This window comes from Mycobacterium europaeum (genome assembly GCF_002102155.1).
Taxonomy (GTDB): domain Bacteria; phylum Actinomycetota; class Actinomycetes; order Mycobacteriales; family Mycobacteriaceae; genus Mycobacterium; species Mycobacterium europaeum.
Window position 1 is genome coordinate 1 of the sequence record NZ_LQOU01000065.1, and the last position, 22,614, is coordinate 22,614.

The window sequence follows — 22,614 nt, forward strand, 5'->3', positions numbered from 1 at the left end:
CCGCGGTGGCCCGTACCTGGCGCGCGGCGCGCAGGACCTGGTGCCCAGCGCGCAGCTGCTGGACACCTACAGCCCCGCCATCTATTGCACGCTGCGCAACTACCACGACGTCGTGCCCCTCACCGGAGCGTCCGAAGGCGGTTTCAACGGCTACTCGCTGAACATGAACACCGAGGCGCTGTCCGGGCTGGGCCTGCTGGCCAACCCCGTGTCGGCGGTGGCCACCCTGGCCAGCCTGGTCGGTGGCCTGGCGGGTGTCGTCGGCGGCGCGCCGAACCCGTACACCTACCCGGAGAACCTGCCGCGGGTGAACGCGCACGGCGGGCCGGGCGGCGCGCCGGGGTGCTGGCAGCCCATCACCCGTCACCTGTGGCCCGCACCCGAATTGGTGATGGACACCGGCAACAGCATCGCGCCGTACAACCACCTCGACACCGGATCGCCGTATGCGATCGAGTACGTCTGGGGCCGACAGGTCGGGGATAACACGATCAATCCCTAGGAGGGTGCCGCCGAGAATGCAGAATGTCTTCGTGCCGGCGCGCAGGGACCGCTGACGTGGCGGGGTTTGGCTTCCACACCCTGGCCCTGCTGACGGCCATCGGCCTGGCCGGTCCGCTGCTGGCCGCGCTGCCGGGCCTGCGGATACCGGTGATCATCGGTGAACTGCTCGCCGGCCTCGTCGTCGGCCGGACCGGCCTGGGTGTCCTCGATGTCACCAACCCGACGCTGCAGCTGCTCGCCAACGTCGGTTTCGCGCTGGTCATGTTCGTGGTGGGCACCCATGTTCCGGTCGGCGCCGGCGCGCTGCGCTCCTCGCTACCGCAGGCCCTGGCGCGGGCCGCGCTGGCCGGCGCCGTCGCGGCGGCGCTCGGTGCCGCACTGGCGGCGGCGTTCGGAACCGGCCATGCGGCGATGTACGCCGTCCTCATGGCCTCGTCGTCGGCGGCGCTGGCACTGCCGGTGATCGACTCACTGCGATTGCAGGGCCCACAGGTGATCGCTGTTACGGCGCAGATCGCGGTCGCCGACGCGGCCTCTATCGTTTTGCTGCCGTTGGTGATTGACCTCAAACGCGCGCCGACGGCCGCACTGGGCGCGCTGGCGGTGGCCGGCTGCGCGACGGTGCTGTTCATGTTGCTGCGCGCCTCCGACGCCAAGGGATTGCGCCGCCGCCTGCACGTCTACTCCGAGACACGCCGGTTCGCGCTGGAGTTGCGGACCAACCTCGTCGTGCTGTTCGCCCTGGCGGCGCTCGCCGTCAGCACGCACGTGTCCGTCATGCTGGCCGGCTTCGCGGTGGGCCTGGTGGTCGGCATGGTCGGCGAACCGCGACGGCTGGCCCGCCAGCTGTTCGGGATCACCGAGGGGTTTTTCAGCCCGCTGTTCTTCGTCTGGCTGGGCGCGTCACTGCAGGTGCGTGAGCTGGGTTCGCACCCGAAGCTCATCCTGCTCGGCGCCGGGCTGGGCCTGGGAGCCGTGCTGGCGCACTGCGCGGGCAGGCTGCTCGGCCAGCCGTTCACCCTGGCGGTGCTCTCGGCGGCTCAGCTCGGCGTGCCGGTGGCCGCCGCCACCATCGGCACCCAGGAACACCTGCTGGTCGCCGGCGAAGCGTCCGCCCTGATGTTCGGCGCCTTGCTGACCATCGCGGCCACCTCGATCGCGGGGGCTCTCGCGTCACGCAAGCAAGTGACCAAAGGCCCTTCCGCCGCGGGACCTCCGCATCCTCGAAAGCACGACTGAAGCACTTGCCGCCCGTTGCATTCGGCCCTGTGGCCGGAAGCGGGGGAGTGGTCGGATGGACTCCAAGCTCGATCGAGGAGGCCGTGATGAGGTTCACCACACGAACCCACCACCACCTGCGACACATACCGGCCGCAACGATGTTCCGCGTTACCGATCGTCTGCACGGCGGACGCACCGTCCGGGTGCCCGGTCACGAGATCGCACCCATCGTGTCCGCATGGCTGGCGGAGCTGGGTGCCCACAGCCCCCTGGTCGACGAGCTGGCCCGGGCGGCGTGCCTGGGCGACTGGTCGATGGCCTACGCCATCGGCGACCAGCTGTCGGTGGACGTGGCGATTTCGGCGGCCGCGTGATCGCGCGATTGGCCCAAAGTCCTTCGAGCTAGAGCCGTCAGGCTCTCGTCGGACAGGCGGCAATCGGCGATCGTAAAGAAGACGAAGAAATGTCGAAGGGAACGACCGCCATGAACACGCGCTTTCCGGATGCCGGCACGATCCGGACGGTCCTGAGTTTGGCATCTCGGGCACCTTCGGTGCACAACACCCAACCGTGGCGGTGGCGCGTGGACGCGGCGAGTCTGCATCTCTATTCGGACTCGAGCCGGCAACTGCCCAACACCGACCCGGACGGCCGGGACCTCATGTTGAGTTGTGGTGCGGCGCTGCATCACTGCGTCGTCGCACTCGCGGCGGTCGGGTGGCTGTCCAAGGTGACGCGGCTGCCGAATCCCGCCGACCCCACCCACCTTGCGGCGATCGAACTTTCGCCGCACCGTGCCGACACCGTCGACATCGCGCTGGCCGCGGCGATACCGCGGCGGAGAACCGACCGGCGCTACTACAGCTCCTGGCCGGTGCCCGTGGGCGATGTCGCCCTGATGGCGGCGCGGGCGGCGCGCAGCGGGGTGACGCTGTGCCAGGTCGAGGACTTGGACAACCTGCGCAACATCGTCGCGCAGTCCGTCCAAGACCACTTGAACCAGGATTATCTCGCCGAACTCACGGCCTGGAGCGGCCGCTACGCGTCGTTGGCCGGCGTCCCCGCGCGCAACACGCCCGCACCGGACCCCGCCGCGAAGATCCCGGGCCGGTTCTTCGCCGGACCGGTGCTGCCCATGCCCCCGGACTCCTCCTCGGCCGACGACAACGCCGTCGTCCTCGCGCTGGGCACTCGCAACGACGACCGCCTGGCCCAGTTGCGTGCCGGGGAGGCCACCAGCGTCGTGCTCCTCACCGCGACGTCGCTGGGGCTGGCCAGCTGCCCGGTCACCGAACCACTGGAGACGCCGGGCACCCGTGCGGCGATCCAGTCCGACATCTTCGGCGACAGCAACTATCCGCAGATGCTGCTCCGGGTGGGCTGGGCGCCCATCAATGCCGACCCCCTGCCGGCGACACCGCGGCGCGAGCTCTCGGACTTCGTCGAGTGGGCCGTCGAGCACGAACACCAGCCCGTCCACTGAGACGGCGAAGTACTGAAAACGGTTGCGGCGCAAAGGACAGCATGGACACGTTCACATTGGACCCACGTCGCTGGCGGGTCACCCGCCTCGTCGGTCGTAATCCGTTGCTGCGCCGCACGGACCGCATCGAAGCCCTGGTCGTCCTGGTCGCGCTGATCGTGACCCTGATCGCCGTCCCCGTCGCCGGTGTGGTCGGGGCGGTGACCTACGAGGCGCGGGATCGGGTGTACACCCGAGAGGCGCACGAACGCCACCTCGTGACGGCACGGGTCACCGACGCCCGCGTCGAGGACTTCGGTCTGACCGTCGTGCAGGCGAAGTGGCCCGGACCGAGTGGCGAGCGCAGCGGGACAGTGGAACTCACCCAGCGCGCCGAGGCCGGCGGAACCGTGGAAATCTGGGTGGACCGGGGCGGGAGTCCGGTAGTCGCACCCACCCCGACCTGGCTCGCCGCGGGCGAGGCGGTCGGCGTGGCGGTGGTGACCGCGCTGGCCGCGACCATGGTGATGGCCACGATCGTCGCCGTCGTCCGGTCGCGGCTGGATCGCACTCGTGACGCCCTCTGGGAGCGCGACCTCGAGTTGTTCGCCGAAACCTGGTAGCTGATCGCCCCGTTGTCAACCCCTATACAGCACAGTCGAATTGGCGGATGATGTGGCGATGAGCGGAGACGGCGACAATTCCGGTGCCGCATCGTTGGACACCGTCGGGTTGCACCGCCTGGTCGAGGTCCTGATCGAGCGCGGATACCGCGTCGTCGGTCCGACGTTGCGGGACGACGCCATCGTCCTCGACCCACTGGGCTCCGCCGCGGACCTGCCGTGGGGGTGGGGCGTCGACGTGGCCCCGGGCCATTACCGGGTGCGCCCGCGCGACGACGGCGCGGCGTTCGGGCATTCGTCGGGGCCCCAGTCCTGGAAGCAGTTCCTGCACCCGCCGCGGCGCCGGCTGTGGTCCGGTAGCCGGGACGGGCCCAGCACCGCCGATTCCGACGAGGAGGTTCCGCGGTACGCATTCCTGGGGGTGCGCGGGTGTGACTTGGCCGCCATCGCGACGCTCGACCGGGTCCTCGGCCGGGGCCAATTCCCCGACAACTCCTTCGTCCGCCGGCATCGGCAGATCTTCGTGGTGGCGGTGAACTGCACGGAGCCGGGCGGGTTGTGCTTCTGCGCCTCGATGGGCACCGGCCCCGCGGCCGGGCCGGGCTACGACCTTGCGCTCACCGAGCGGTCCGGCGGCGATGGTGTGACCTACGTGGTCGAGGTGGGCACCGACGAGGGTGCCGACGTCCTTGCGGCCGTTCCCCATCGGGGTGCCGACGACGCGGAGATCGATTCGGCACGCGCCGCGGTGCAGGCCGCGTCGCACCGGATGGGCCGGGCGATGCCCGACGCCAACCTGCGCAACCTGCTGATCGAGCACCGCGAATCCCCGCAGTGGGAGGAGGTCGCCAGCCGCTGCCTGACGTGCGGCAACTGCACGATGGTGTGCCCCACCTGCTACTGCACCAGCACCGAGGACGTCAGCGACCTGACCGGCGAGCACGCCGAGCGCTGGCAGCACTGGGCATCCTGCTACGAGTTCGATTTCACCTACGTGCACGGCGGCGGCAGCGTGCGCCAGTCGCCCGAATCGCGGTACCGGCACTGGATCAGCCACAAGCTGGGCACCTGGCACGACCAGTTCGACATGTCCGGCTGCGTGGGCTGCGGGCGCTGCATCGCCTGGTGCCCCACCGGGATCGACATCACCGAAGAAATGAACAAGATGGCCCGCGATGACTGAGGGCACACCACCGTCGTCGATGGCGCCCATCCCCTACCGGGTACGCAGCCGCGACGTGGAAAGCCCCGATTCGGCCACCCTGTGCCTCGAACCGCTCGGCGAAGTCCTGCGCGCCCCGCAGCCCGGGGAGTTCATGATGCTCTACGCCTTCGGCGTCGGCGAGGCGGCGATCTCGATCAGCGGCGACCCCACGGTCACCGACGGCTCGATCACGCACACCATCCGCGCGGTCGGGGCGGTGAGCCGCGCCCTGCACGACGCGCAGCCGGGCGCCGTCATCGGGGTGCGGGGACCCTTCGGCACCACCTGGGGGCTCGAGGAAGCCGCCGGGCGAGATCTGGTCATGGTCGCCGGCGGCGTCGGGTTGTGCCCGCTGCGCCCGGCGGTGCTGGGCGCGCTGGCGGGGCGGTCGCGGTACGGCAAGCTGACGGTGATCGCGGGTGCCCGCTCGCGCGACGACTTCGTGTTCGCCGCCCAACTCGAGAAATGGGCCGAGGACCCGCAGATCGACCTGCACCTGACCGTCGACGTCCCGGTCCACGGCTGGCACGGCGAGGTCGGCCTGGTCACCGAGCCGCTGAAGCGACTCGCGCTGAACCCCGACCGCACCACCGCGTTTCTGTGCGGCCCGGAGCCGATGCTGCGGTTCGCCGCCGAGGCGTTGTTGGCCAAAGGCGTGGCCGCCCCTGATGTCCGGGTATCGCTGGAGCGCAACATGCAATGCGGGATCGGGACGTGCGGCCACTGCCAGCTGGGCCCGTTGCTGGTGTGCCGCGACGGGCCGGTCGTCGGCTACGACGTCGCGGGCCCGCTGCTGACAGTCAAGGAGCTGTAGATGAGTCCGAGCCTGGCCGTGTGGAAGTTCGCGTCCTGCGACGGTTGCCAGCTGACGCTGCTGGACTGCGAGGACGAGCTGCTGACCCTCGCCGACCAGGTGCAGATCGCCACCTTCGCCGAGGCGTCCAGCTCGATGATCGGCGGGCCCTACGACGTGTCGCTCGTCGAGGGCTCCATCACCACTCCTCACGACGAGCGACGGATCCGCGAAATCCGGGACCAGTCCAAGGTTTTGGTCACCATCGGTGCGTGCGCCACGGCCGGGGGAGTGCAGGCGTTGCGCAACTTCGCCGACGTCGACGAGTTCGCCTCCGTCGTCTACGCCCGGCCCGACTACATCGACACGCTGGCGACGTCCACCCCGGCGGCCGCGCACGTCAAGGTCGATTACCAGGTGCAGGGCTGCCCGATCGACCGCGGCCAGCTGCTGGACACGCTCGCCGCGCTGCTGATCGGGCGCAAGCCGCGGCTGCCGGCCAAGACGGTGTGCACCGAATGCAAAATGCGCGGGGTGACGTGTGTCCTGGTCGCCGACGGAACCCCGTGCCTGGGGCCGGTCACCCACGCCGGCTGTGGGGCGTTGTGCCCCAGTCATCGTCGTGGCTGCTACGGCTGTTTCGGCCCGGCCGCGACGCCGCAGATCGGGACGCTGATTCCGCTGCTGCGCCGCGACGGCATGTCCGACGGTGACGTCGACAGGGTGTTCTCGACGTTCAACGTCGCGAAGTTCGCCGCCGAACGGGGCAAGCAATGAACCCCGACAACCGCACGCTCAGCGTCGGCACGCTGACACGGGTCGAAGGCGAAGGGGCGCTGCACGTCACGCTCAAGGACGGCGCGCTGGACAGCGTCGAGCTGAACATCTATGAGCCGCCACGATTTTTCGAGGCATTCCTGCGGGGGCGCGCCCACACCGAGCCGCCGGATCTGACCGCCCGGGTATGCGGAATCTGCCCCGTCGCCTACCAGGTGAGCGCCTGCAACGCGATCGAAACCGCCTGCGGCGTCGAGGTGGATCCAGAGCTCGTCGCGCTGCGCCGGCTGCTGTACTGCGGCGAATGGATCCACAGCCACATGCTGCACATCTATCTCCTGCACGCACCCGACTTCCTCGGCTACCCCGACGCGATCGCGCTGGCCCGCGACGAGCGCGAGATCGTCGAACGCGGGCTGCGCCTGAAGAAGGCGGGCAACGCGCTGATGGACTTCGTCGGCGGGCGCTCGATCCACCCGATCAACGTGCGCCTGGGCGGGTTCTACTCGGTGCCCACCCGGTCGGCGTTCGCGCCGCTGGCCGAGCAGCTGCGCCGCGCGCTGGACGACGCGGTCGCGACGGTCGAGTGGGTGGCCGGTTTCGACTTCCCCGACCTCGAGCTCGACCATGAGATGCTGGCGCTGACCCAGAACGGCCAGTATCCGATCGAGAACGGCGCCATCGCGCGCAGCGCCGGGGAGGCGTTCGCAGTGGCCGACTTCACCGAGCACGTGCGTGAGTCGCAGGTACCCCACTCCACCGCCCTGCACGCCACGCTCGACGGCGGCCTCTACATCACCGGCCCCTTGGCGCGCTACAGCCTGAACGCGTCGGCGCTTTCACCGGTCGCGGCCCAGGCGGCCGCGGCGGCCGGGCTCTCGGGCCAATGCCGAAACCCCTTTCGCAGCATCATCGTTCGCGCCGTCGAGGTCGTCTACGCGATCGAGGAGGCGCTGCGCATCATCGACGGATACGAGCGGCCGCCACGGCCCTTCGTCGACGTCCCGGCGCGGCCGGCAACCGGACACGGCGTCAGCGAGGCGCCCCGCGGCCTGCTGTATCACCGCTACGACATCGACCACGGCGGGCTGGTCTCCGCGGCGACGATCATCCCGCCCACTTCGCAGAACCAGGCCGCCATCGAAGCGGACCTCGCCCGCGTGGTGTCCGACAACCTCGCCCTGGATGATGCCGCGCTGACGGCCCTGTGCGAGCGGGTGATTCGCAGTTACGATCCCTGCATCTCCTGTTCGGCGCACTTCCTGACGCTGACGGTGCAGCGACGGTGACCGAGGATGACCGACCGGTTGCCGTGATCGGACTCGGCAACTGCTTCCGGCGCGACGACGGTGTCGGTGTCGCCGCCGCCACCGAGCTGGACGGCCTGGCCTGGCCGAATGTCGTTGTCACGACCGGCATCGCGGAGCCGACCGGTCTTCTCGAGGCGTGGACGGGTGCGGCGCTGGCCGTGGTCATCGACGCGGCGGTTGCCGATCCGGCCACCCCCGGTCGCATCCATCGCTATGACCTGACCGAAGTGCCCGACCAGCCCGAGGGATTGAGCTCGCACCGCGTCGACGTCGGCCGCACTCACGCGTTGGCTCGAGCGCTCGGACGGGTACCCGACGCGGTTGTGGTCTTCGCCGTCGAGGCGGCGGACACCGGCCCCGGCACCGGGCTGACCCCACGGGTCGCCGCGGCCGTGCCGGTACTGGTCGACATGGTGGCCGCCGAGATCAACGGCTTTCGGTCAACGAGGCGATCGCACCACGCAGGTGCACGGTGAGCTCGGCCGCGAGGGTGATGAGGGCCGGCTCGCCGGTGACCTCGACCAGGAGCCTGGGATCCATCGCCTCGACGATCACGGTTCCCGCGGCCCGCGGGTCGGCGCGCACCAACACGTTGCACGGCAACAGCAGCCCGATCTCCCGATCCACGCTGATAGCTCGATGCGCCACCGCCGCATTGCACGCGCCGAGGATTCGGTAGTCCTCCATCTCCACTCCGAGCTGATCGCGCAGCGCCGCCCTGACGTCGACTTCGGTCAGTACGCCGAACCCGTGCTGCGCCAGGGCGGTTCGGGTGTGTGCCACCGCGTCGTCGAACCCGGCCGGCAGTCTGGTCGACAATCCGGCGTTCGTCGCGATGTGGGCGTCGGTCAAGAGCTGAGACCGGTTCCCCGCGCCGACGTGGGGAGGTCGATGTGTTTGCCGCAGTTCGGGCAGAAGCGTTCGTTCGGATGGTGCTCCGCCCCACAATGAGCGCAGAAGTGGGGTTCGTCGTCGGCCGGCTCGGGCCTGGGCATCAGGCGAAGGGGTTGGACGTCGGGTGCCGGGGGGATCCGGCGATGCGTCTTGAGTCCCAGGTAGGTCAGGCCGGCGCCGAGTCCCAGCACGGCCAAGACGCTGACGACGATGTACCACAACAGATTCCGTCCGCTTAGCGAGGAGGAATCGCCGTACTGCTGGCGCAGGTTGGCCGCGTTGGTCTTGAGGTCGTCAAGGCCGGGGTAGCCGGGCGACATGGCCAGCGTCTGGTCGAATTCACTGATCGCGTCGGTGTAGTGGCCCGCGTAGAAGTCGGTAAGCCCCTTGCGGTAGATCCGGTCAGCGGGTCCGAGCATCGGCTTGACACCCTTGCTCGCCAAGATCGACGCCAGGCCGTCGGCCGGCGCGACGAAGTTGAACGGTTGCGTCTCGCCGGCGGGCGCGAAGCTGTTCGTGCCGATCACCTTGCCGTTCAGCCCGATCGTCGGGCCGCCGCTCATACCTTCGGTCATCGCGGCGTCGATCTCATACGCGGGGTTCGATCCCGCGATGGTCTTCTTGTTGACCCTGCCGCTCTTGTAGGTCGGGTCGAGCGAAGCGCCGGTGACGTTTTGGGTGCTCTCGGCAAAGCCCACCGCGAGAACGGGCGTACCGATGGTGACGTCGGCGTCGATGTCGAGTTCGGACGACGGGAGGTTGCGCTTGGCCACCTTGAGAAGAGCGGCGTCGCCCTTGCCGAGCGGCCGGAAATCGACGACGTTGGCGACCACCTTGTCGACGAGTTTCGTTCCGGTGCCGGACATCAGCGTGATGCCCACGTGGGGGCCCTGACCGGGCGTGTCGCCTTCCACCCTCGCGTTCTTCTGCAGCCACTCGACAGTGGTTGCCGGATCGCTCGATTCGGGCGCGTCGGGAAACTCGCTCCGGTATTCCTCGGCGGCCCGCTTGAAGATCAGTTCGGTGGCGCTGGCCGGGTCGACGCAGTGGCCCGCCGTTGCCACCCAGCCGTCGGGGTTGACGACGAAAGCCGTGCAATTCCAGGTGGCCAGGAAGGGCATGGTGGAGCCCCGGCCGAACTGGGAAAGGATCTCACCGTTGGGCAGCCGGACCAGGCCGTAGCCCTCGGCGGCGAGGTACATGATGGACGGCCGGATCAGGGCCGCGGCCCGCTCCTCCGGTTTGACCTGGGGGCGGCCGCCGTCGGCGGCGGCCACGCCCGGCGCACCCGCCCACAGCATGAGCGCGGCCGCCGACAATGCCAGCGCCCGTCCGACCGTCCTCCAGACCGGCCTACCCACTACTGCTCCGGTCATGGCAGCGGCCGCAGCAGCGGGGCGTGAGCCGCACAGGCCGGGCGGCCCACCGATGACGGATGACGGTGCATCGCCGCGACGAGCTCGGCGGCGTGTCGTCGCGCCGAGATCCAGGCGGGGTGCGACTCGAGGATGATCACTTGCGCGCCGGCAGCCGACGCCACGGTGGTTCGCTCCGCTGCGGGAGCTGTCACAGTCACAACCCCTATTCCAGCCCTTCGCCGGACGAGTGGATAGGGACCGAAGTCCCGACCGCGAAGGACCTCCGTTCGTCCCCGTTCGTGGGCTTTACCAGGGGTGATTCCGCAAAGTGACCAAGGCCCCGGGCCGTGGTGCCTTTGCGCCCTTACCCCGCGACCCAATCCGCGCCAGCATGGAGTGTCCGAGCCGCCCGTCGCAAAGGAGTTGGCCATGAAGTCGCTGATCGTGTGCGCTTCAAGGTCCCACGGCAACACCCGCCTGGTCGCCGATCGGATGGCCGGGGTGCTGGATGCCGAGGTCGTCACGCCCGAGTCCGTCGATCCCGGGACCGTCGGCGACTACGACGTGGTCGGTTTTGGTTCGGGGATCTACTACATGATGATGGATGCGCGGCTGCGGAAACTGATCCGCCGGCTGCCCGCCGCCGAACACCACACCGCGGCATTCACGTTCTTCACCAGCGGCGCGCGCGAGGTTCCGCTGTTGGGCTATCACCGGCCGATCCGGGAGACCCTCGAGCAGAAGGGCTTCGACGTGATCGGATCGTTCTCCTGCCGGGGGTTCGACACGGTCGGGCCGTTCGGATTCATCGGTGGCATCAACAGGGGGCGGCCCAACGAGCACGACCTCGATCGGGCCGCCGCGTTCGCCGCCCGCGTCCGCAAACGCGCCGCGGGCGCTCAGGCCGCTTCCTGACGAACGAATGAGTTGAGGTGGTCTTGATGACCGATATTGCTGCCACTGTGGTGATCTCCGCGGTGGTCGTGGCGGTGGTGCTGGCCCTGGCGTCGATCAGGGTGGTGCAGGAATACCAGCGCGGTGTGCATTTCCGGCTCGGCCGGGTGATCGGCGTCCGCGAACCCGGTCTTCGGCTCATCGTTCCGGTCATCGACCGCCTGTGGCGGATTTCGATGCGCATCGTGACCATGCCCATCCAGTCGCAGGGCATCATCACCCGCGACAACGTGAGCGTCGACATCGCCGCGGTCGCCTACTTCCGCGTCGTCGACGCCCGCAAGTCCGTCGTCGTCATCGAAAACGTCAACGCGGCCATCGACCAGATCGCGCAGACCACCCTCCGCAACGTCGTCGGACAACATTCCCTCGACGAGGTGCTGGCCCAGACCGAGAAGATCAACGGCAGCATCCGCCAGATCCTGGACGCCACCACGGTGGAATGGGGCGTGGAGGTCACCCTGGTCGAACTCAAGGACATTCAGCTACCGGACAGCATGAAGCGCGCCATGGCCCGCGAGGCCGAGGCCGAGCGCGAGAAGCGGGCCAAAATCATTGCAGCCGAGGGGGAGGCGCGCGCGGCCGCCGCGCTCGGTGACGCCTCGGACACCATGATGAGGCACCCGCTGGCCCTGCAGCTGCGCAACCTGCAGACGTTGATCGAACTGGGAGTCGAGAAGAACACCACCATCGTGTTCCCCGCTCCGCTGATGACCGCGATCGGAGAACTCACCGCCTTCCTGGCGCGTGAGACCGGCGCGGCCAACAGCGGCGACCAATCCGAGAACAGCCTGATGCGGGCGGCCGCCCTGCACTGATCGTCGGTGCGCTCCGGTGACCTTTGACCCTGTCCCGCAACCGGTTTAGTGGCGTAGCACTTGAGTTATGCGCCACGGCACACCAACACCCGATGTCGACGTCCAGGTCGCCACCGGCGACGTGCTTCCCACAGAAGCCGAATACGTCCGCAGCAAGGTCGGTGAACTCACCCGCTACGCGAGCCGGCCGGTGCGGCACGCCCGCGTGCGGCTCACCCGGCACCGCGATCCGGCGGTGCAGCGCCCCGTCGTCGCGCAGGCCAACCTCGACCTCGACGGCCGGCCGGTGCGCGCCCAGGTCCAGGCCGATACGGTGCGGGAAGCGGTCGATCTCCTGGCGGCGCGGTTGCGGCGCCGCCTCGAACACGCCGCCGCGCACTGGGACGCTCGCCGTGGCGAGCGACCGGCGGGTCCCGGCGAATGGCGCCACGAATCCCGGCCGGCGCACCGGCCAAGCTATTTCCCCCGGCCGGCGGGTCAGCGCCGCGTCATCCGGCGCAAGTCGTTCACGATGGCGCCCTGCACCCTCGACGATGCCGCGAACGAAATGGACCTGCTCGACTACGACTTCCACTTGTTCACGGAGAAAGGCACGGGCATTGCCGGTGTGCTGTATCGCGCCGGACCCACGGGCTACCGCCTGGCGCTGGCGGCGCCGGACCTGGCCGGCCAGGTGAGTGAGCATGCGCTTCCCGTGACCATCAGCCGACAACCCCTGCCGTGTCTCACCGAGGAAGGAGCGGCCGACCGGCTGGCCGTGCTCGGCCTGCCGTTCCTGTTTTTCATCCACGCCGCCTACGGCTGCGCCAGCGTGTTGTACCTGCGCTACGACGGGCATTACGGCCTGATCACCCCGGCGGGCTAGCTGCACGGGCCGCGGTGTGCAGAGCACATCGGCGCGCTCACCGGGGACCAAGGACCCTCGCAGGTATGGCGGCGTTCCGCGCAGACTGGCGTCATGGCCAACATGACGAAGCGGATCGTCCAGACCACCGCACTGCTCGCCGTGCTGTACGGTGCGCGCAGGTACTACCGCAACTGGGGCGCGACCAAGGCGGAGTCACAGATGCGATTTCCGGGTGACGCGCTGGTGAGCGATCCGGCGATTCAGACCACCGAGGCGACCGACGTCGACGCGTCCGCCCCCGCGGTCTGGTCCCGGTTGCTGCAGATGGCCCAGGACAGGAGCGAACGCGACGACGTCGACGGGCTGAGAAGCCCTGTGCGACAAGGTGCCGAGGGGCTCCGAGTGGGGGACGCGGTGCGCCTGGCCCCCGAAGGATGGCTGGGGTTGCCCGACGGGGTGACGTTACGTGTCGCGGAGATCGTGCCGGAAAAGTACGTCGTGCTCAACGCCTCGCGGCCCGACCCACGCTGGAATGCGGTCTTGTCCTTTCACCTGCAGCCGCACTGGCAGGACCGGGTGCGACTGCTCGCGCGCGCCCGAATCGGCTTGCGCTATCCGGGCGAGGTGTTCGTCCTGGAATTGGCCAGGCCGGCGATAGCGCTGGGGACGCGTGCGCTACTGGTCGCGGTCAAGCGCGGCGCCGAGCGCCTCGACCTGACACGGCCGGTCGGCTCGTCCGCCGGGACAAGGTGACGGGACGGGTCGGACGATGAAATCCATCCTCGTGGGAATCGACGGTTCGTCGGCGGCGATCGCGGCCGCGCTGTGGGGCGTCGACGAAGCGATCACCCGCGGTGTGCCGCTGCGCCTCGTCTCCGTTGTCAAGCCGACGCATGAGTCCCCGGAAGACTACGAGCGCGACGTCGCGCACGCCGAGAAGTCGCTGCGCGAGGCAAGGCTCGCGGTCGAGGCCACGGGCAAGTCGGTCGCGGTAGAAACGGACATGCCGCGGGGCCCCGCCGGGTCGCTGCTGGTGGAAGCCTCCACGGCGGCCGACATGATCTGCGTCGGGTGCGTCGGCATCGGCCGCTACGCGCGCTCCATCGTGGGTTCGACGGCGACGGAACTCGCCGAGAAGGCGCATTGCCCGGTCGCGGTCGTGCGGACCGGCTCCGACCAGCCACCGCCGGATGTCAATTGGATCGTGGTCCGGATGACGGACGCCCCCGGCAACGACACCGTCGTGAATTATGCTGCCGCGGAGGCGAAGCTGCGTCGAGCGCCCTTGCTGGTGCTCGGCGGCCGCCCCGAGGAGCTCACCGAGCATGCCGACGGCGCGTTCGAACGCCGGGTGGCGCAGTGGCGGGAAGACAATCCCGAGCTGCGGGTGTACCCGATCACCACCAGGCAGGGCATCGCCGGCTACCTCAGCGCCAACGACGAACGAGTCCTGCTGGCCGTCATCGGTGCCGATGAGGCCCGCCAGCTCGCGCAATTGGTAGGGCCGCAGGGACATCCGCTCTTCCGTCACCCCGAATGCTCCGTGCTCGTCGTGCGCTAGCGGGCGCCGTGAAGATCAGTCCCGGGGGCGGCCGAACCGGCAGGGAGCGGGTCTTGGTGGGTGCCGACGTCCCGGCGGCACGCATCGTCAGCGTGGCTTTGCTGCTGTGCGTCCTGGTCTGGTTGACGGTGCTGGTCGCGCGGGAACGCCTCGGTTACGAAAGCGTCGCCCCGGGCCGGTTCGGGTGGTCGGTGGCGCTGCTGGGCGCGGCCGCCCTGATCGCGCGCGGCATCTTTCTCGGCCGCCCGGTGACCACCGCGCACGCGATGTATGCGGCCGTCACGGTGGGTGCCGGAGTGGGCGCGCATGTCGTGTCCTGGGCGGTGCTGGGCAATGCGCTGATCGCCGGCAGTGGACTGGCGCTGATGCTGCCGACCGCGGCCCGCCCGCAGCCGGAGTTGCTGGGCCGGGTGTGGGGGCTGGTCAACGCGACCCGGGGGGACCCGTTGGCCCCGTTCGCGATGCATTCGAGCAAGAGCTATCACCTCAACGCGGACGGGACCGCGGCGATCGCCTACCGCACGCGGCTGGGGTTCGCGGTGGTCAGCGGCGACCCGATCGGCGACGTGGCGCAATTCGAGGATCTCGCAGCCGATTTCGTCCGGATGTGCCGCAGCCGGGGATGGCAGATCATCGTGTTGGCGGCCGGCGAACGCCACCTTCGGTTGTGGCGCGGGGACACGGTGGGCCAGCCCATGCTGTCGGTGCCGATCGGCCGCGATGTCGTCGTCGACATCCGCCGCTTCACCCTGAGGGGGCGGCGGTTTCGCAATCTGCGCCAGGCGGTGCAGCGCACGCACAACTGCGGAGTCACGACCGAGATCGTCGACGAGCAGGGGCTCAGCGGTGCGACGCAGGCCGAGCTGACCGAGGTGTTGTACGCCGCTCACCGCGCGGCGCGCACCGACCGCGGGTTCTGTATGAACCTCGACGGTGCGCTGCAGGGCCGTTACCCCGGCGTCCACCTGGCCGTCGCGCGGGACCGGAGTGGGCGAGTGGTCGCGTTTCACCGCTACCTGACCGCCGGTGAGGGGTCGGAGGTCAGCCTCGACGTGCCGTTCCGCCGCCCGGACGCCCCCAACGGTGTCGACGAGCGGCTCAGCGTCGACATGATCGCTCACGCGAAAGACTCTGGAGGACAGCGTCTTTCGCTGGCATTCGCGGCGTTCCCGGAGATCTTCGAGGCCGCGCGGCCGGGCCCGCTACAGCGGATCGCGCTGTGGCTGATCCACTTGCTGGACCCGCTGATCCGGCTGGAGTCCCTCTACCGCTACCTCCGCAAGTTCCACGCCCTGTCGCAGCGGCGCTACGTGGTGCTGTGCGCCCACCATATTCCGGCCGCGTTGCTGGTCCTGCTCTCGCTGGAGTTCATCCCGCGCCCACGCCACGTGCGGCCCGGGTAGCGGCGGGATCAGTCCGACTGCCCGCCGAAGCGGAACCGGCGGCCCGTGACGATCTCGGGAACGATCCGCACGTAGTGCGACTTGTCCGAGGACGTCCAGGGCATGACCTGGGCGCGCTCGGCGTCCTCGATTTCCTCGTCGGTGCGAAGGGAGCGCGCGGTGCCCTTGATGATCACGCTCCATCCCTCGGCCACGTTGTGGTCGTCGACCTCGAAGAGCACCTTGTTGTTGATCGCGGTGCTGACCAGCTTGGTGCCCTCCGCGGTGCGAAACAGCACGGTACGGCGCTGGACAACATAATTGACCGGGAAGATCTCGGGTTGACCGCCGACGCTGGTGACCAACCGGCCCAGCGTCACGCCCGCCAGCAGATCCCAGCATTCGTTCACCGGCAGGATGGAAACCCCGTCGTCGGTCAGTGACATCAGTCATCCCTTCATCGGCAGCACGACACCCTCGATGGTATTGCGCCGGCCCACCGACAGCGTCGGCCGAAAGTCCCGCGGGGCGGGGACCAAGGTTGTCTGGCCGCGTGGCAGCACCGTTGCGCCGCTAGCGGATCTGCAGCACATCGCTCAACGGGCGTCGCGGCGTCGCCGCCGGGAGGTGTTCCAGCGGCGGCGCTATCCCCACCCGGATCAACACCTGCGGCTCGCCGCGCCCACCGATGAGCTGCCGCACGATGTCGCGGCTCTCGTCCAGTTCGATCAGGTGGGTGAGCGGACACGTCGCCATCCCGGCCACCGTGCATTCGAGCAACACCGTCGACAACACCTCGCCGCACCGCAACACGTCCGACCTGGTGTCGTGCGGGGTGGACAGCACCAGGATCCTGGCCCAATCCGCCTTGACCTCGCCGCGCCGGTCCGCGTGGCTCCTGATCGGGAAGCTGCGGGCCACGTCCACCCGCCAGCTCTCCTTGTCGGAGGCCAAGGCGCTCGGCGGCATCCCTTCGGCCAGAGCGAAAGACGAAGTCCACCAGTCGAGTTCGGCGTGATAGTGAGAGTCGTCGCGGCGGATCTCCTCGGTGAGTTGCGACACCTGCACCAGCAGCGGCCGCACGTCCTCGCCGAGGACGTCGAGGGCGACCTCGGTGTCGTCGAAGGTGTCACGCAGCGTGGGTTCGAACAGGTCCCAATACGTCGGGCGCCCCAAGGGAAGTCGGTCGGTGCGCCGCTGAAGGATGGCCTCGGCCCGGCGCCGCTGGGCTTCGGTGACGCGCTCCAAGGGGCCGAACGTAATGGAGGCCAGCCGGTCGGGGTCATCCGAGTCGGGGAACCGCGCGACTTTCGGCTCCCAGCCCGCGGCCGTCATGGCGACGCACAGGTGGTCCAGGACGGCCCCGCAGGACAGGATCACTTCGCGGCCGGAAGAGTCGGTGGCCGCGATCGCCCGCCGCCGGTCGACGAACAGGTGCAGGGCGCCGCCCTCGATCAGCCAGCGCCAGGGCTGGCTGTTGTGCACGGAGGGCGCGCGGCAGGCGAGCAGCACCGCCCGTTCGAGCACGTCGACGTCCGGTGCCTTGCCCTGCACACCAGCCATCATGCCAACCCCCTGCCGAGCGCGCCGAAAGGCGCGGCCCGCGTCGCGTCTCGCGGCTCAGACCGCCGATGCGTTCTTTTCCACGTAGCCGACCACGTCGGCCAGTGTGCGCAGCGACGCGTAATCCGATTCGGGGATGTCGACGTGCAGGCGCTTGTGAATGCCGCGCAGAAAGCTCAGCCAGTCCATGGAATCCAGGTCGACCTGGTCGCGCAGCAGGGCGTCGTCGCGAATCTCGTCCGGGTCAACCTCGGGAGCGATGGTCGTCAGGACTGACAGCACCACGGCGCGAGTGTCTTCATTGGTCATTTCACATCACTTTTCTAGGAGGTCGGGCTGTTGGAGCAGCTCGTTGATCGCGGCAAGGAAGAGCGCGCCCCGGTGTCCGTCGCTGGCGCGGTGGTCGGCGGCGAGCGTGGCCTGGACCGTGGTGACGACCCGGATCCCGCCGTCGATGACGCACACCCGCTCGGCCGGCTGGCCGAAACCGACGATCGCCACCTGCGGTGGGTAGATGACACCGAAGACGGCGTCGACGCCCTGGTCGCCGAGGTTGGTGACCGTGATGGTCGGGTCCGACATCTCCGAGCTGCGCAGCGAGAAGGACCGCGCCCGCGCCACCAGATCGGTGAGGTCTTCCATCAATTCGTCCAGCTTCTTCTCCGGGACGTCGTGGATGGCGGGCGCGACGAGGCCGCCGCCGCGCAGGGAGATGCCGACGCCGACATGAACGCCATTCGCCGGCTCGAACCCCTCTTCCCGCCAGAACCCGTTGAACTCGGCGAACCGCTGCGCGGCGACGCCGACGGCCTTCAAGAGCAGGACGGCCGGCAGCACCCGTTCGTCGATGGACCGCTGCGCGTTTCGCGCCGTCAGCCAGGACAGCGCCTTTTCCAGCATGATCTCTTGGGCGAGGTAGTAGTGCGGGATCTCCCGCTTCGACCGGCTCATCGCCGCGGCGATCGACTTGCGCATCTGCGCCGCGCGGTCGGCCGCGGTCGGTTTGGCGGCCGGTTGGGTGACCGGCTTGGGCGGCTTGGCTGCGGCCGCGTGCTCGACGTCGTTGATGGTGACCGCGCCCTGCGGTCCGGTGCCGGTCACCGCGTCGATGTCGACGCCCAGCGACGTCGCCAACCGACGCGCGGCCGGTGACACCCAGCGGCGCCGCCCGGGGGCGGCCGGGGGCGCGCTGGGAACCGGCGGCGGCTTCGGCGGCGCGGTCGCCGGTCTGGCGGCGGCCTTTGCGGCGGCGGCCTTCGCCGACAGGCGTGGCGTGGGCTGCTTCTCCGCCTGCTCGCCGGGTGCGGTCAGCGTGGCCAAAGTCGTTCCCACTTGGACGGTTTCGCCGACCGACACGACGAGCTCGTCGACGATGCCCTCCTGCCAGCATTCGACCTCGACCGCGGCCTTGGTGGTCTCGACGATCGCCACGACCTGGCCGCGAGTCACCTTGTCGCCGGGCTTGACCAGCCACTCGTTGAGGGTGCCTTCGTCCATGTCGGACCCGAGCGAGGGCATCTTGAATTCGATCACGACCGTTCTCCGAACAGGCCTTGCACGGCGGCCACGATCTTGCCGACCTGCGGCAGGGCCGCCTCTTCGAGGTGCTTGGCGTAGGGCATCGGCACCTCGGTGCTGCACACCCGGGCCACCGGTGCATCGAGGTCGTAGAAGGCGCCCTCCATCACGCGCGCGGTGATCTCCGCGGCCAGGCTGCCGGTCCGCCACGCCTCGTCGATGACCACCGCGCGATGGGTCTTGCGGACGGATTCCAGGATGGTGGCGTCGTCGAGTGGCCGCAGCACCCGCAGATCGATGACCTCGCAGTCGATTCCGGCCAGCGAAAGCTCGTTGGCGGCGTCCAGCGTCTTGGGCAGGCTGCCGCCGTAGGTGATCAGGGTGACGTCGCCGCCGCTGCGGCGGACCGCCGCCCGGGAGATGTCGGTGGGGCTGAGCACGTCGACGTCCGTGGAGGTGTTGTAGAGCTGGACGTGTTCGAAGATCACCACCGGGTCGGGGTCGGCCAGGGCCGGACCGAGCATGCCGTACGCGTCCTCGACGGTGGCCGGGGCCACCACCTTGATGCCCGGGATGTGGGCGTACCACGGCTCCAGGCTGTGCGAGTGCTGGGCGGCGAGTTGACGCCCGGCCCCCGTCGCCATCCGGACGACCAGCGGCACCGAGAACTGGCCGCCGGACATATGACGCAGGGCTGCAGCGGTATTGACGATCTGATCGAGCGCCAACAGGCTGAAGTTCACCGTCATGACTTCCACGATCGGACGCAACCCGTTGAGCGCCGCGCCGATCCCGATGCCGACGAAGCCCAGCTCGGAGAGCGGGGTGTCGCGCACCCGGTCGGGGCCGAACTCCTCCAGCAGGCCCTTGGACGCGGCGTAGGTGCCGCCGTAGCGGCCGACGTCCTCGCCCATGACCGCCACCCGCGCGTCGTCGCGCAGGGCGTCGCGCAGGGCATCGTGAACGGCGGTCCGGTAACTGGTCTTCATCGTGCCCCCTCCGGAGTCAACACGTCGCGTTCGAGGTCCGCCACGTCCTCCCACGTTCCGGCCTCGGCGAAGGCCACCGCCTCCCCGATCTCGGTGGCGGCCGCGTCCTCGATCTCCCGCACGTCGCTGTCGGACAGCGTGCCGTCGCCCAGGCACTTCTCGGTGAACGCCTGGATCGGGTCGCGCTCGCGCCACCGCTCGACCTCGGCCTTGTCCCGATACAGCTCCGGATCGAACATCGAATGCGCGCGGAACCGGTAGGTGCGGAACTCGATGAAGAACGGACCGCCGGTGTCGCGGACGTGATCGACGCCCTGCTGCGCGGCCGCATGGCAGGCCTCGACATCCATGCCGTCGACGGCCAGCGTGGGAACACGGTAAGAGGCCGCCTTGACGGTCAGGTCGGTCTGCGACTGGGCTCGGTCCAGCGCGGTGCCCATCGCGTAAAGGTTGTTCTCGCAACAGAACAGCACCGGCAGGTTCCATAAGGCCGCCATGTTCAACGACTCGTGGAACGCGCCCTCGGCCACGGCGCCGTCGCCGAAGTAGCAGGCGGTCACCCGCTTCTGCTGCAGTTGGGCGTCGGCCAGCGCGATGCCCACCGCGAGTGGCAAGCCGCCGGCCACAATCGCGTTACCGCCGTAGAAGCGTCTGCCCGCGTCGAACAGGTGCATCGAACCGCCCCGGCCGCGCGAGCAGCCTTCCTGCTTGCCGAACATCTCGGCCATGATCGAAGGCATCGGGATGCCGCGCAGCAGCGCGTGCGCGTGCTCGCGGTAGGTGGCGACCACCGCGTCGTCGTCGGCGAGCGCGCGCAGCGACCCGGCGGCCACGGCCTCCTCGCCGACATACAGATGCAGGAATCCGCGAATCTTGGCCGCGCTGTAGAGTTCCGCGCATTTCTCCTCCATGCGCCGCACGCGGACCATGTCGGACAACAGCTCATGGGCCAATTTCGTATCACTCATGACGGCACCCCCTGGGCTCGCTCGGCGGGTTGTCGCTCGATGGTGGACGTATCGCCTTCGGGCAACCCGAGTTCGCGGGCCTTCAACAGGCGCCGCATGATCTTGCCGCTGCTGGTGTGCGGCAACGAGTCGACGAACTCGATCTCCTTGGGCGCCACCGTGGCGCCCAGCCGCTTGCGGGCATGGCCGAGCAGCTGCAGCCGCAGGTCTTCATCGGCCACGACCCCGTTCTTCAGCGTGACAAAGGCTTTGACCATCTCTCCGACCGTCGGGTCGGGTATGCCGATGACGGCGGCCTCGGCGACCGCGGGGTGATCGGTCAGCGCGCTCTCCACCTCGAACGGACCGATCAGATGGCCCGCGGACTTGATCACGTCGTCCTTGCGCCCGACGAACCAGAAATAGCCGTCGGCATCCTTTTTGGCGAGATCCCCGCTCAGATACAGGCCGTTGGCGAAGGAGTTCCGGTAGCGCTCCTCGGCGTTGAGATAGCCGCGGAACATCGACGGCCAGCCGGGCTTGAGCGCGAGCTCGCCCTCGACGCCGGGCTCGTCGATCACCTCGACGGGTCCGTCGTCGTCGCGCCGCACGATGAAGGCGTCCACGCCGGGCAGTGGCCGGCCCATGGAGCCGGGCTTGATGTCGAACGCGGGCGTGTTGGCGATCATGATGCCGCCCGTCTCGGTCTGCCACCAGTTGTCGTGAATCGGTAAGCCCAGCACCCGCTTTCCCCACCAGACCGCCTCCGGGTTGAGGGGTTCGCCCACGCTGGCGATGAAGCGCAGCCGCGGAAAGCGGTATTGCGCGGCCAGTTCCGGGCCGGCCTTGATCAGCATCCGGATGGCGGTCGGCGCGGTGTACCACACCGACACCGCCTGGTCCTGCAGGATGCGGTACCAGCGCTCGGCGTCGAACTCCGCTTCGTCGACGATGGAGGTGACACCGTGCAGCAGCGGGCTGATGATGCCGTACGACGTGCCCGTCACCCAGCCCGGATCGGCTGTGCACCAATAGATGTCGTCCGGATGAAGGTCGAGCGCGTAGAGGCCGGTGACGTAGTGCATGGTGACGGCGCCGTGCACGTGGATGGCGCCCTTGGGGGTACCCGTGGTCCCGCTGGTGAAGTGCAGCAGCGACGGGTCGTCGGCGGTGGTGGGCTCGATCGGTGAGTTCTCGTCGGCCGCCTCCACCCACTGCCGGAAGTCGAAGGTGCCCGGCGGCGCGCCGTCGGCCTGGCCGTCGTCGACCACGAAGATGTGCTTTACCGAGGGCAGCCGATCGCGGATCTTGGCGACCTTGCGCTGATAGATCGCCCTGGTGGTCACCAGAACGTCGGCCTGGCCGATGTTGACGCGGGTGGCGATCGGTTCGGGTCCGAAGGCCGAGAACAACGGTGAGACGACACTTCCGTTGCGCAGCGCGCCCAGCATCGCGATGTAGAGCTCGGGGCTGCGGCCCATCAGGGTGAACACGCGACTGCCCTTGTTGATGCCCAGCGAGCGCAGCGCGCTGGAGAACCGCCCGGCCAGCCGGCCGAGCTCCGCGTAAGTGAGGTCCTGGGTGGTGATCACGCCGTCCCACGGCCTGTCGGTGACGAACCGCAGGGCCGGGCGCGTCGCCGCCGGGCCGTCGGCGTGCCTGTCCAGGGCGGCGTAGGCGATGTTGCACAGGCCCGGCCCCATGCCCTCGCACAGGTTCGGTACGTCCGACCACTGGAAGCGGGCCCGCTCGTGCTCGTAGTCGGTGAGGTTGGGCCGAACACGAGAATCGGCGGCGGTTTTGTGGATGACGTCCATAACAAGTCCTCGGTTAGGTGGTCGACTTCATCGTTTGCCGCGCCGCGACCCCGCAATAGAGACCAAGGTCAT

General features: G+C 69.1%; 26 protein-coding genes. 16 read left to right on the plus strand and 10 right to left on the minus strand.

Translation table 11 applies throughout. The annotated features are described in order from the left end of the window. From AWC03_RS24845 to AWC03_RS24890, 10 genes are all read left to right on the plus strand, one after another. Window positions 1–502: MCE family protein (locus AWC03_RS24845; protein WP_085243359.1), on the plus strand; the 502-nt coding region annotated here is incomplete at its 5' end. 56 nt (window positions 503–558) lie between these two features. After that, on the plus strand, window positions 559–1,743 hold the full coding sequence (locus AWC03_RS24850; RefSeq protein WP_244275379.1) for a cation:proton antiporter: 1,185 nt from the start codon (window positions 559–561) through the stop codon (window positions 1,741–1,743). Window positions 1,744–1,829: 86 nt separating this feature from the next. Beyond that, the gene (locus AWC03_RS24855) at window positions 1,830–2,099 is read left to right on the plus strand and encodes a hypothetical protein (protein WP_085243498.1); all 270 of its coding nucleotides are present in this window, start codon (window positions 1,830–1,832) and stop codon (window positions 2,097–2,099) included. A gap of 110 nt (window positions 2,100–2,209) precedes the next feature. Next, complete coding sequence (locus AWC03_RS24860; protein WP_085243499.1) at window positions 2,210–3,208, plus strand: Acg family FMN-binding oxidoreductase; 999 nt, start codon at window positions 2,210–2,212, stop codon at window positions 3,206–3,208. Between the two features lie 41 nt (window positions 3,209–3,249). Beyond that, window positions 3,250–3,810 (plus strand): Rv1733c family protein, encoded by a 561-nt coding sequence (locus AWC03_RS24865; protein ID WP_085243361.1) that lies wholly within the window; start codon window positions 3,250–3,252, stop codon window positions 3,808–3,810. A 58-nt stretch (window positions 3,811–3,868) separates the two neighbouring features. Next, window positions 3,869–4,993, plus strand: coding sequence for a 4Fe-4S dicluster domain-containing protein (locus tag AWC03_RS24870; RefSeq protein ID WP_085243362.1), 1,125 nt, complete (start codon window positions 3,869–3,871; stop codon window positions 4,991–4,993). After that, window positions 4,986–5,828 carry an FAD/NAD(P)-binding protein gene (locus tag AWC03_RS24875; protein WP_085243363.1) on the plus strand — a complete coding sequence of 281 codons (843 nt, stop codon included), beginning with the start codon at window positions 4,986–4,988 and terminating at the stop codon, window positions 5,826–5,828. The genes AWC03_RS24870 and AWC03_RS24875 overlap by 8 nt, the downstream gene beginning before the upstream one ends. Then, window positions 5,829–6,584: an NADH-quinone oxidoreductase subunit B family protein gene (locus AWC03_RS24880; RefSeq protein ID WP_085243364.1), complete on the plus strand. Its 756-nt coding sequence runs from the start codon at window positions 5,829–5,831 to the stop codon at window positions 6,582–6,584. It abuts the gene before it with no gap. Continuing rightward, window positions 6,581–7,873: a Ni/Fe hydrogenase subunit alpha gene (locus tag AWC03_RS24885; RefSeq protein WP_085243365.1), complete on the plus strand. Its 1,293-nt coding sequence runs from the start codon at window positions 6,581–6,583 to the stop codon at window positions 7,871–7,873. The genes AWC03_RS24880 and AWC03_RS24885 overlap by 4 nt, the downstream gene beginning before the upstream one ends. Next, window positions 7,870–8,370 carry a hydrogenase maturation protease gene (locus AWC03_RS24890; protein WP_085243366.1) on the plus strand — a complete coding sequence of 167 codons (501 nt, stop codon included), beginning with the start codon at window positions 7,870–7,872 and terminating at the stop codon, window positions 8,368–8,370. Before AWC03_RS24885 ends, AWC03_RS24890 begins: the two co-directional genes overlap by 4 nt. Here AWC03_RS24890 and AWC03_RS24895 read toward each other — a convergent pair. Genes AWC03_RS24895 through AWC03_RS27170 form a run of 3 tightly spaced genes read right to left on the minus strand, consistent with a single transcriptional unit; the run spans window position 8,321 to window position 10,358 of the window. Further along, window positions 8,321–8,746: a DUF302 domain-containing protein gene (locus AWC03_RS24895; RefSeq protein WP_085243367.1), complete on the minus strand. Its 426-nt coding sequence runs from the start codon at window positions 8,744–8,746 to the stop codon at window positions 8,321–8,323. The two genes, AWC03_RS24890 and AWC03_RS24895, sit on opposite strands and share 50 nt — an antisense overlap. Further along, window positions 8,743–10,149, minus strand: coding sequence for a trypsin-like peptidase domain-containing protein (locus AWC03_RS24900; protein ID WP_249025965.1), 1,407 nt, complete (start codon window positions 10,147–10,149; stop codon window positions 8,743–8,745). Before AWC03_RS24900 ends, AWC03_RS24895 begins: the two co-directional genes overlap by 4 nt. Window positions 10,150–10,160: 11 nt before the next feature. After that, complete coding sequence (locus AWC03_RS27170; RefSeq protein WP_141659276.1) at window positions 10,161–10,358, minus strand: hypothetical protein; 198 nt, start codon at window positions 10,356–10,358, stop codon at window positions 10,161–10,163. A 217-nt stretch (window positions 10,359–10,575) separates the two neighbouring features. On the opposite strand from AWC03_RS27170, the gene AWC03_RS24905 reads away from it, so the two are divergent. The 6 genes from AWC03_RS24905 (at window position 10,576) to AWC03_RS24930 (ending at window position 15,729) form a co-directional block, all read left to right on the plus strand. Next, window positions 10,576–11,061 (plus strand): flavodoxin family protein, encoded by a 486-nt coding sequence (locus AWC03_RS24905; protein WP_085243369.1) that lies wholly within the window; start codon window positions 10,576–10,578, stop codon window positions 11,059–11,061. Between the two features lie 26 nt (window positions 11,062–11,087). Beyond that, window positions 11,088–11,918 (plus strand): slipin family protein, encoded by an 831-nt coding sequence (locus AWC03_RS24910; RefSeq protein ID WP_085243500.1) that lies wholly within the window; start codon window positions 11,088–11,090, stop codon window positions 11,916–11,918. Between the two features lie 67 nt (window positions 11,919–11,985). After that, window positions 11,986–12,783, plus strand: a complete 798-nt coding sequence (locus AWC03_RS24915) for an HPF/RaiA family ribosome-associated protein (protein ID WP_085243370.1) — start codon at window positions 11,986–11,988, stop codon at window positions 12,781–12,783. A 93-nt stretch (window positions 12,784–12,876) separates the two neighbouring features. Then, window positions 12,877–13,518, plus strand: coding sequence for a hypothetical protein (locus AWC03_RS24920; protein WP_085243371.1), 642 nt, complete (start codon window positions 12,877–12,879; stop codon window positions 13,516–13,518). A 16-nt stretch (window positions 13,519–13,534) separates the two neighbouring features. Then, window positions 13,535–14,326 (plus strand): universal stress protein, encoded by a 792-nt coding sequence (locus tag AWC03_RS24925; protein ID WP_085243372.1) that lies wholly within the window; start codon window positions 13,535–13,537, stop codon window positions 14,324–14,326. 8 nt (window positions 14,327–14,334) lie between these two features. Further along, the gene (locus tag AWC03_RS24930) at window positions 14,335–15,729 is read left to right on the plus strand and encodes a bifunctional lysylphosphatidylglycerol flippase/synthetase MprF (RefSeq protein WP_420845696.1); all 1,395 of its coding nucleotides are present in this window, start codon (window positions 14,335–14,337) and stop codon (window positions 15,727–15,729) included. 8 nt (window positions 15,730–15,737) lie between these two features. Here the strand turns inward: AWC03_RS24930 and AWC03_RS24935 are convergent, their stop codons facing one another. From AWC03_RS24935 to acsA, 7 genes are all read right to left on the minus strand, one after another. Next, entirely contained in the window at window positions 15,738–16,154 is a 417-nt protein-coding gene (locus tag AWC03_RS24935) for a pyridoxamine 5'-phosphate oxidase family protein (RefSeq protein ID WP_085243374.1), read from the minus strand. A 127-nt stretch (window positions 16,155–16,281) separates the two neighbouring features. Continuing rightward, window positions 16,282–17,274 (minus strand): Acg family FMN-binding oxidoreductase, encoded by a 993-nt coding sequence (locus AWC03_RS24940; protein ID WP_085243375.1) that lies wholly within the window; start codon window positions 17,272–17,274, stop codon window positions 16,282–16,284. Between the two features lie 54 nt (window positions 17,275–17,328). Continuing rightward, a complete protein-coding gene (locus AWC03_RS24945; RefSeq protein WP_085243376.1) occupies window positions 17,329–17,580 on the minus strand; it encodes an acyl carrier protein in 252 nt (83 codons plus the stop codon). Window positions 17,581–17,586: 6 nt separating this feature from the next. Beyond that, window positions 17,587–18,804 (minus strand): dihydrolipoamide acetyltransferase family protein, encoded by a 1,218-nt coding sequence (locus AWC03_RS24950; RefSeq protein WP_085243377.1) that lies wholly within the window; start codon window positions 18,802–18,804, stop codon window positions 17,587–17,589. After that, on the minus strand, window positions 18,801–19,778 hold the full coding sequence (locus AWC03_RS24955; RefSeq protein WP_085243378.1) for an alpha-ketoacid dehydrogenase subunit beta: 978 nt from the start codon (window positions 19,776–19,778) through the stop codon (window positions 18,801–18,803). The genes AWC03_RS24950 and AWC03_RS24955 overlap by 4 nt, the downstream gene beginning before the upstream one ends. Then, a complete protein-coding gene (gene pdhA / locus AWC03_RS24960; protein ID WP_085243379.1) occupies window positions 19,775–20,746 on the minus strand; it encodes a pyruvate dehydrogenase (acetyl-transferring) E1 component subunit alpha in 972 nt (323 codons plus the stop codon). Before pdhA ends, AWC03_RS24955 begins: the two co-directional genes overlap by 4 nt. Then, window positions 20,743–22,542 (minus strand): acetate--CoA ligase, encoded by a 1,800-nt coding sequence (gene acsA / locus AWC03_RS24965; protein WP_085243380.1) that lies wholly within the window; start codon window positions 22,540–22,542, stop codon window positions 20,743–20,745. Before acsA ends, pdhA begins: the two co-directional genes overlap by 4 nt. Window positions 22,543–22,614 lie beyond the last annotated feature (72 nt).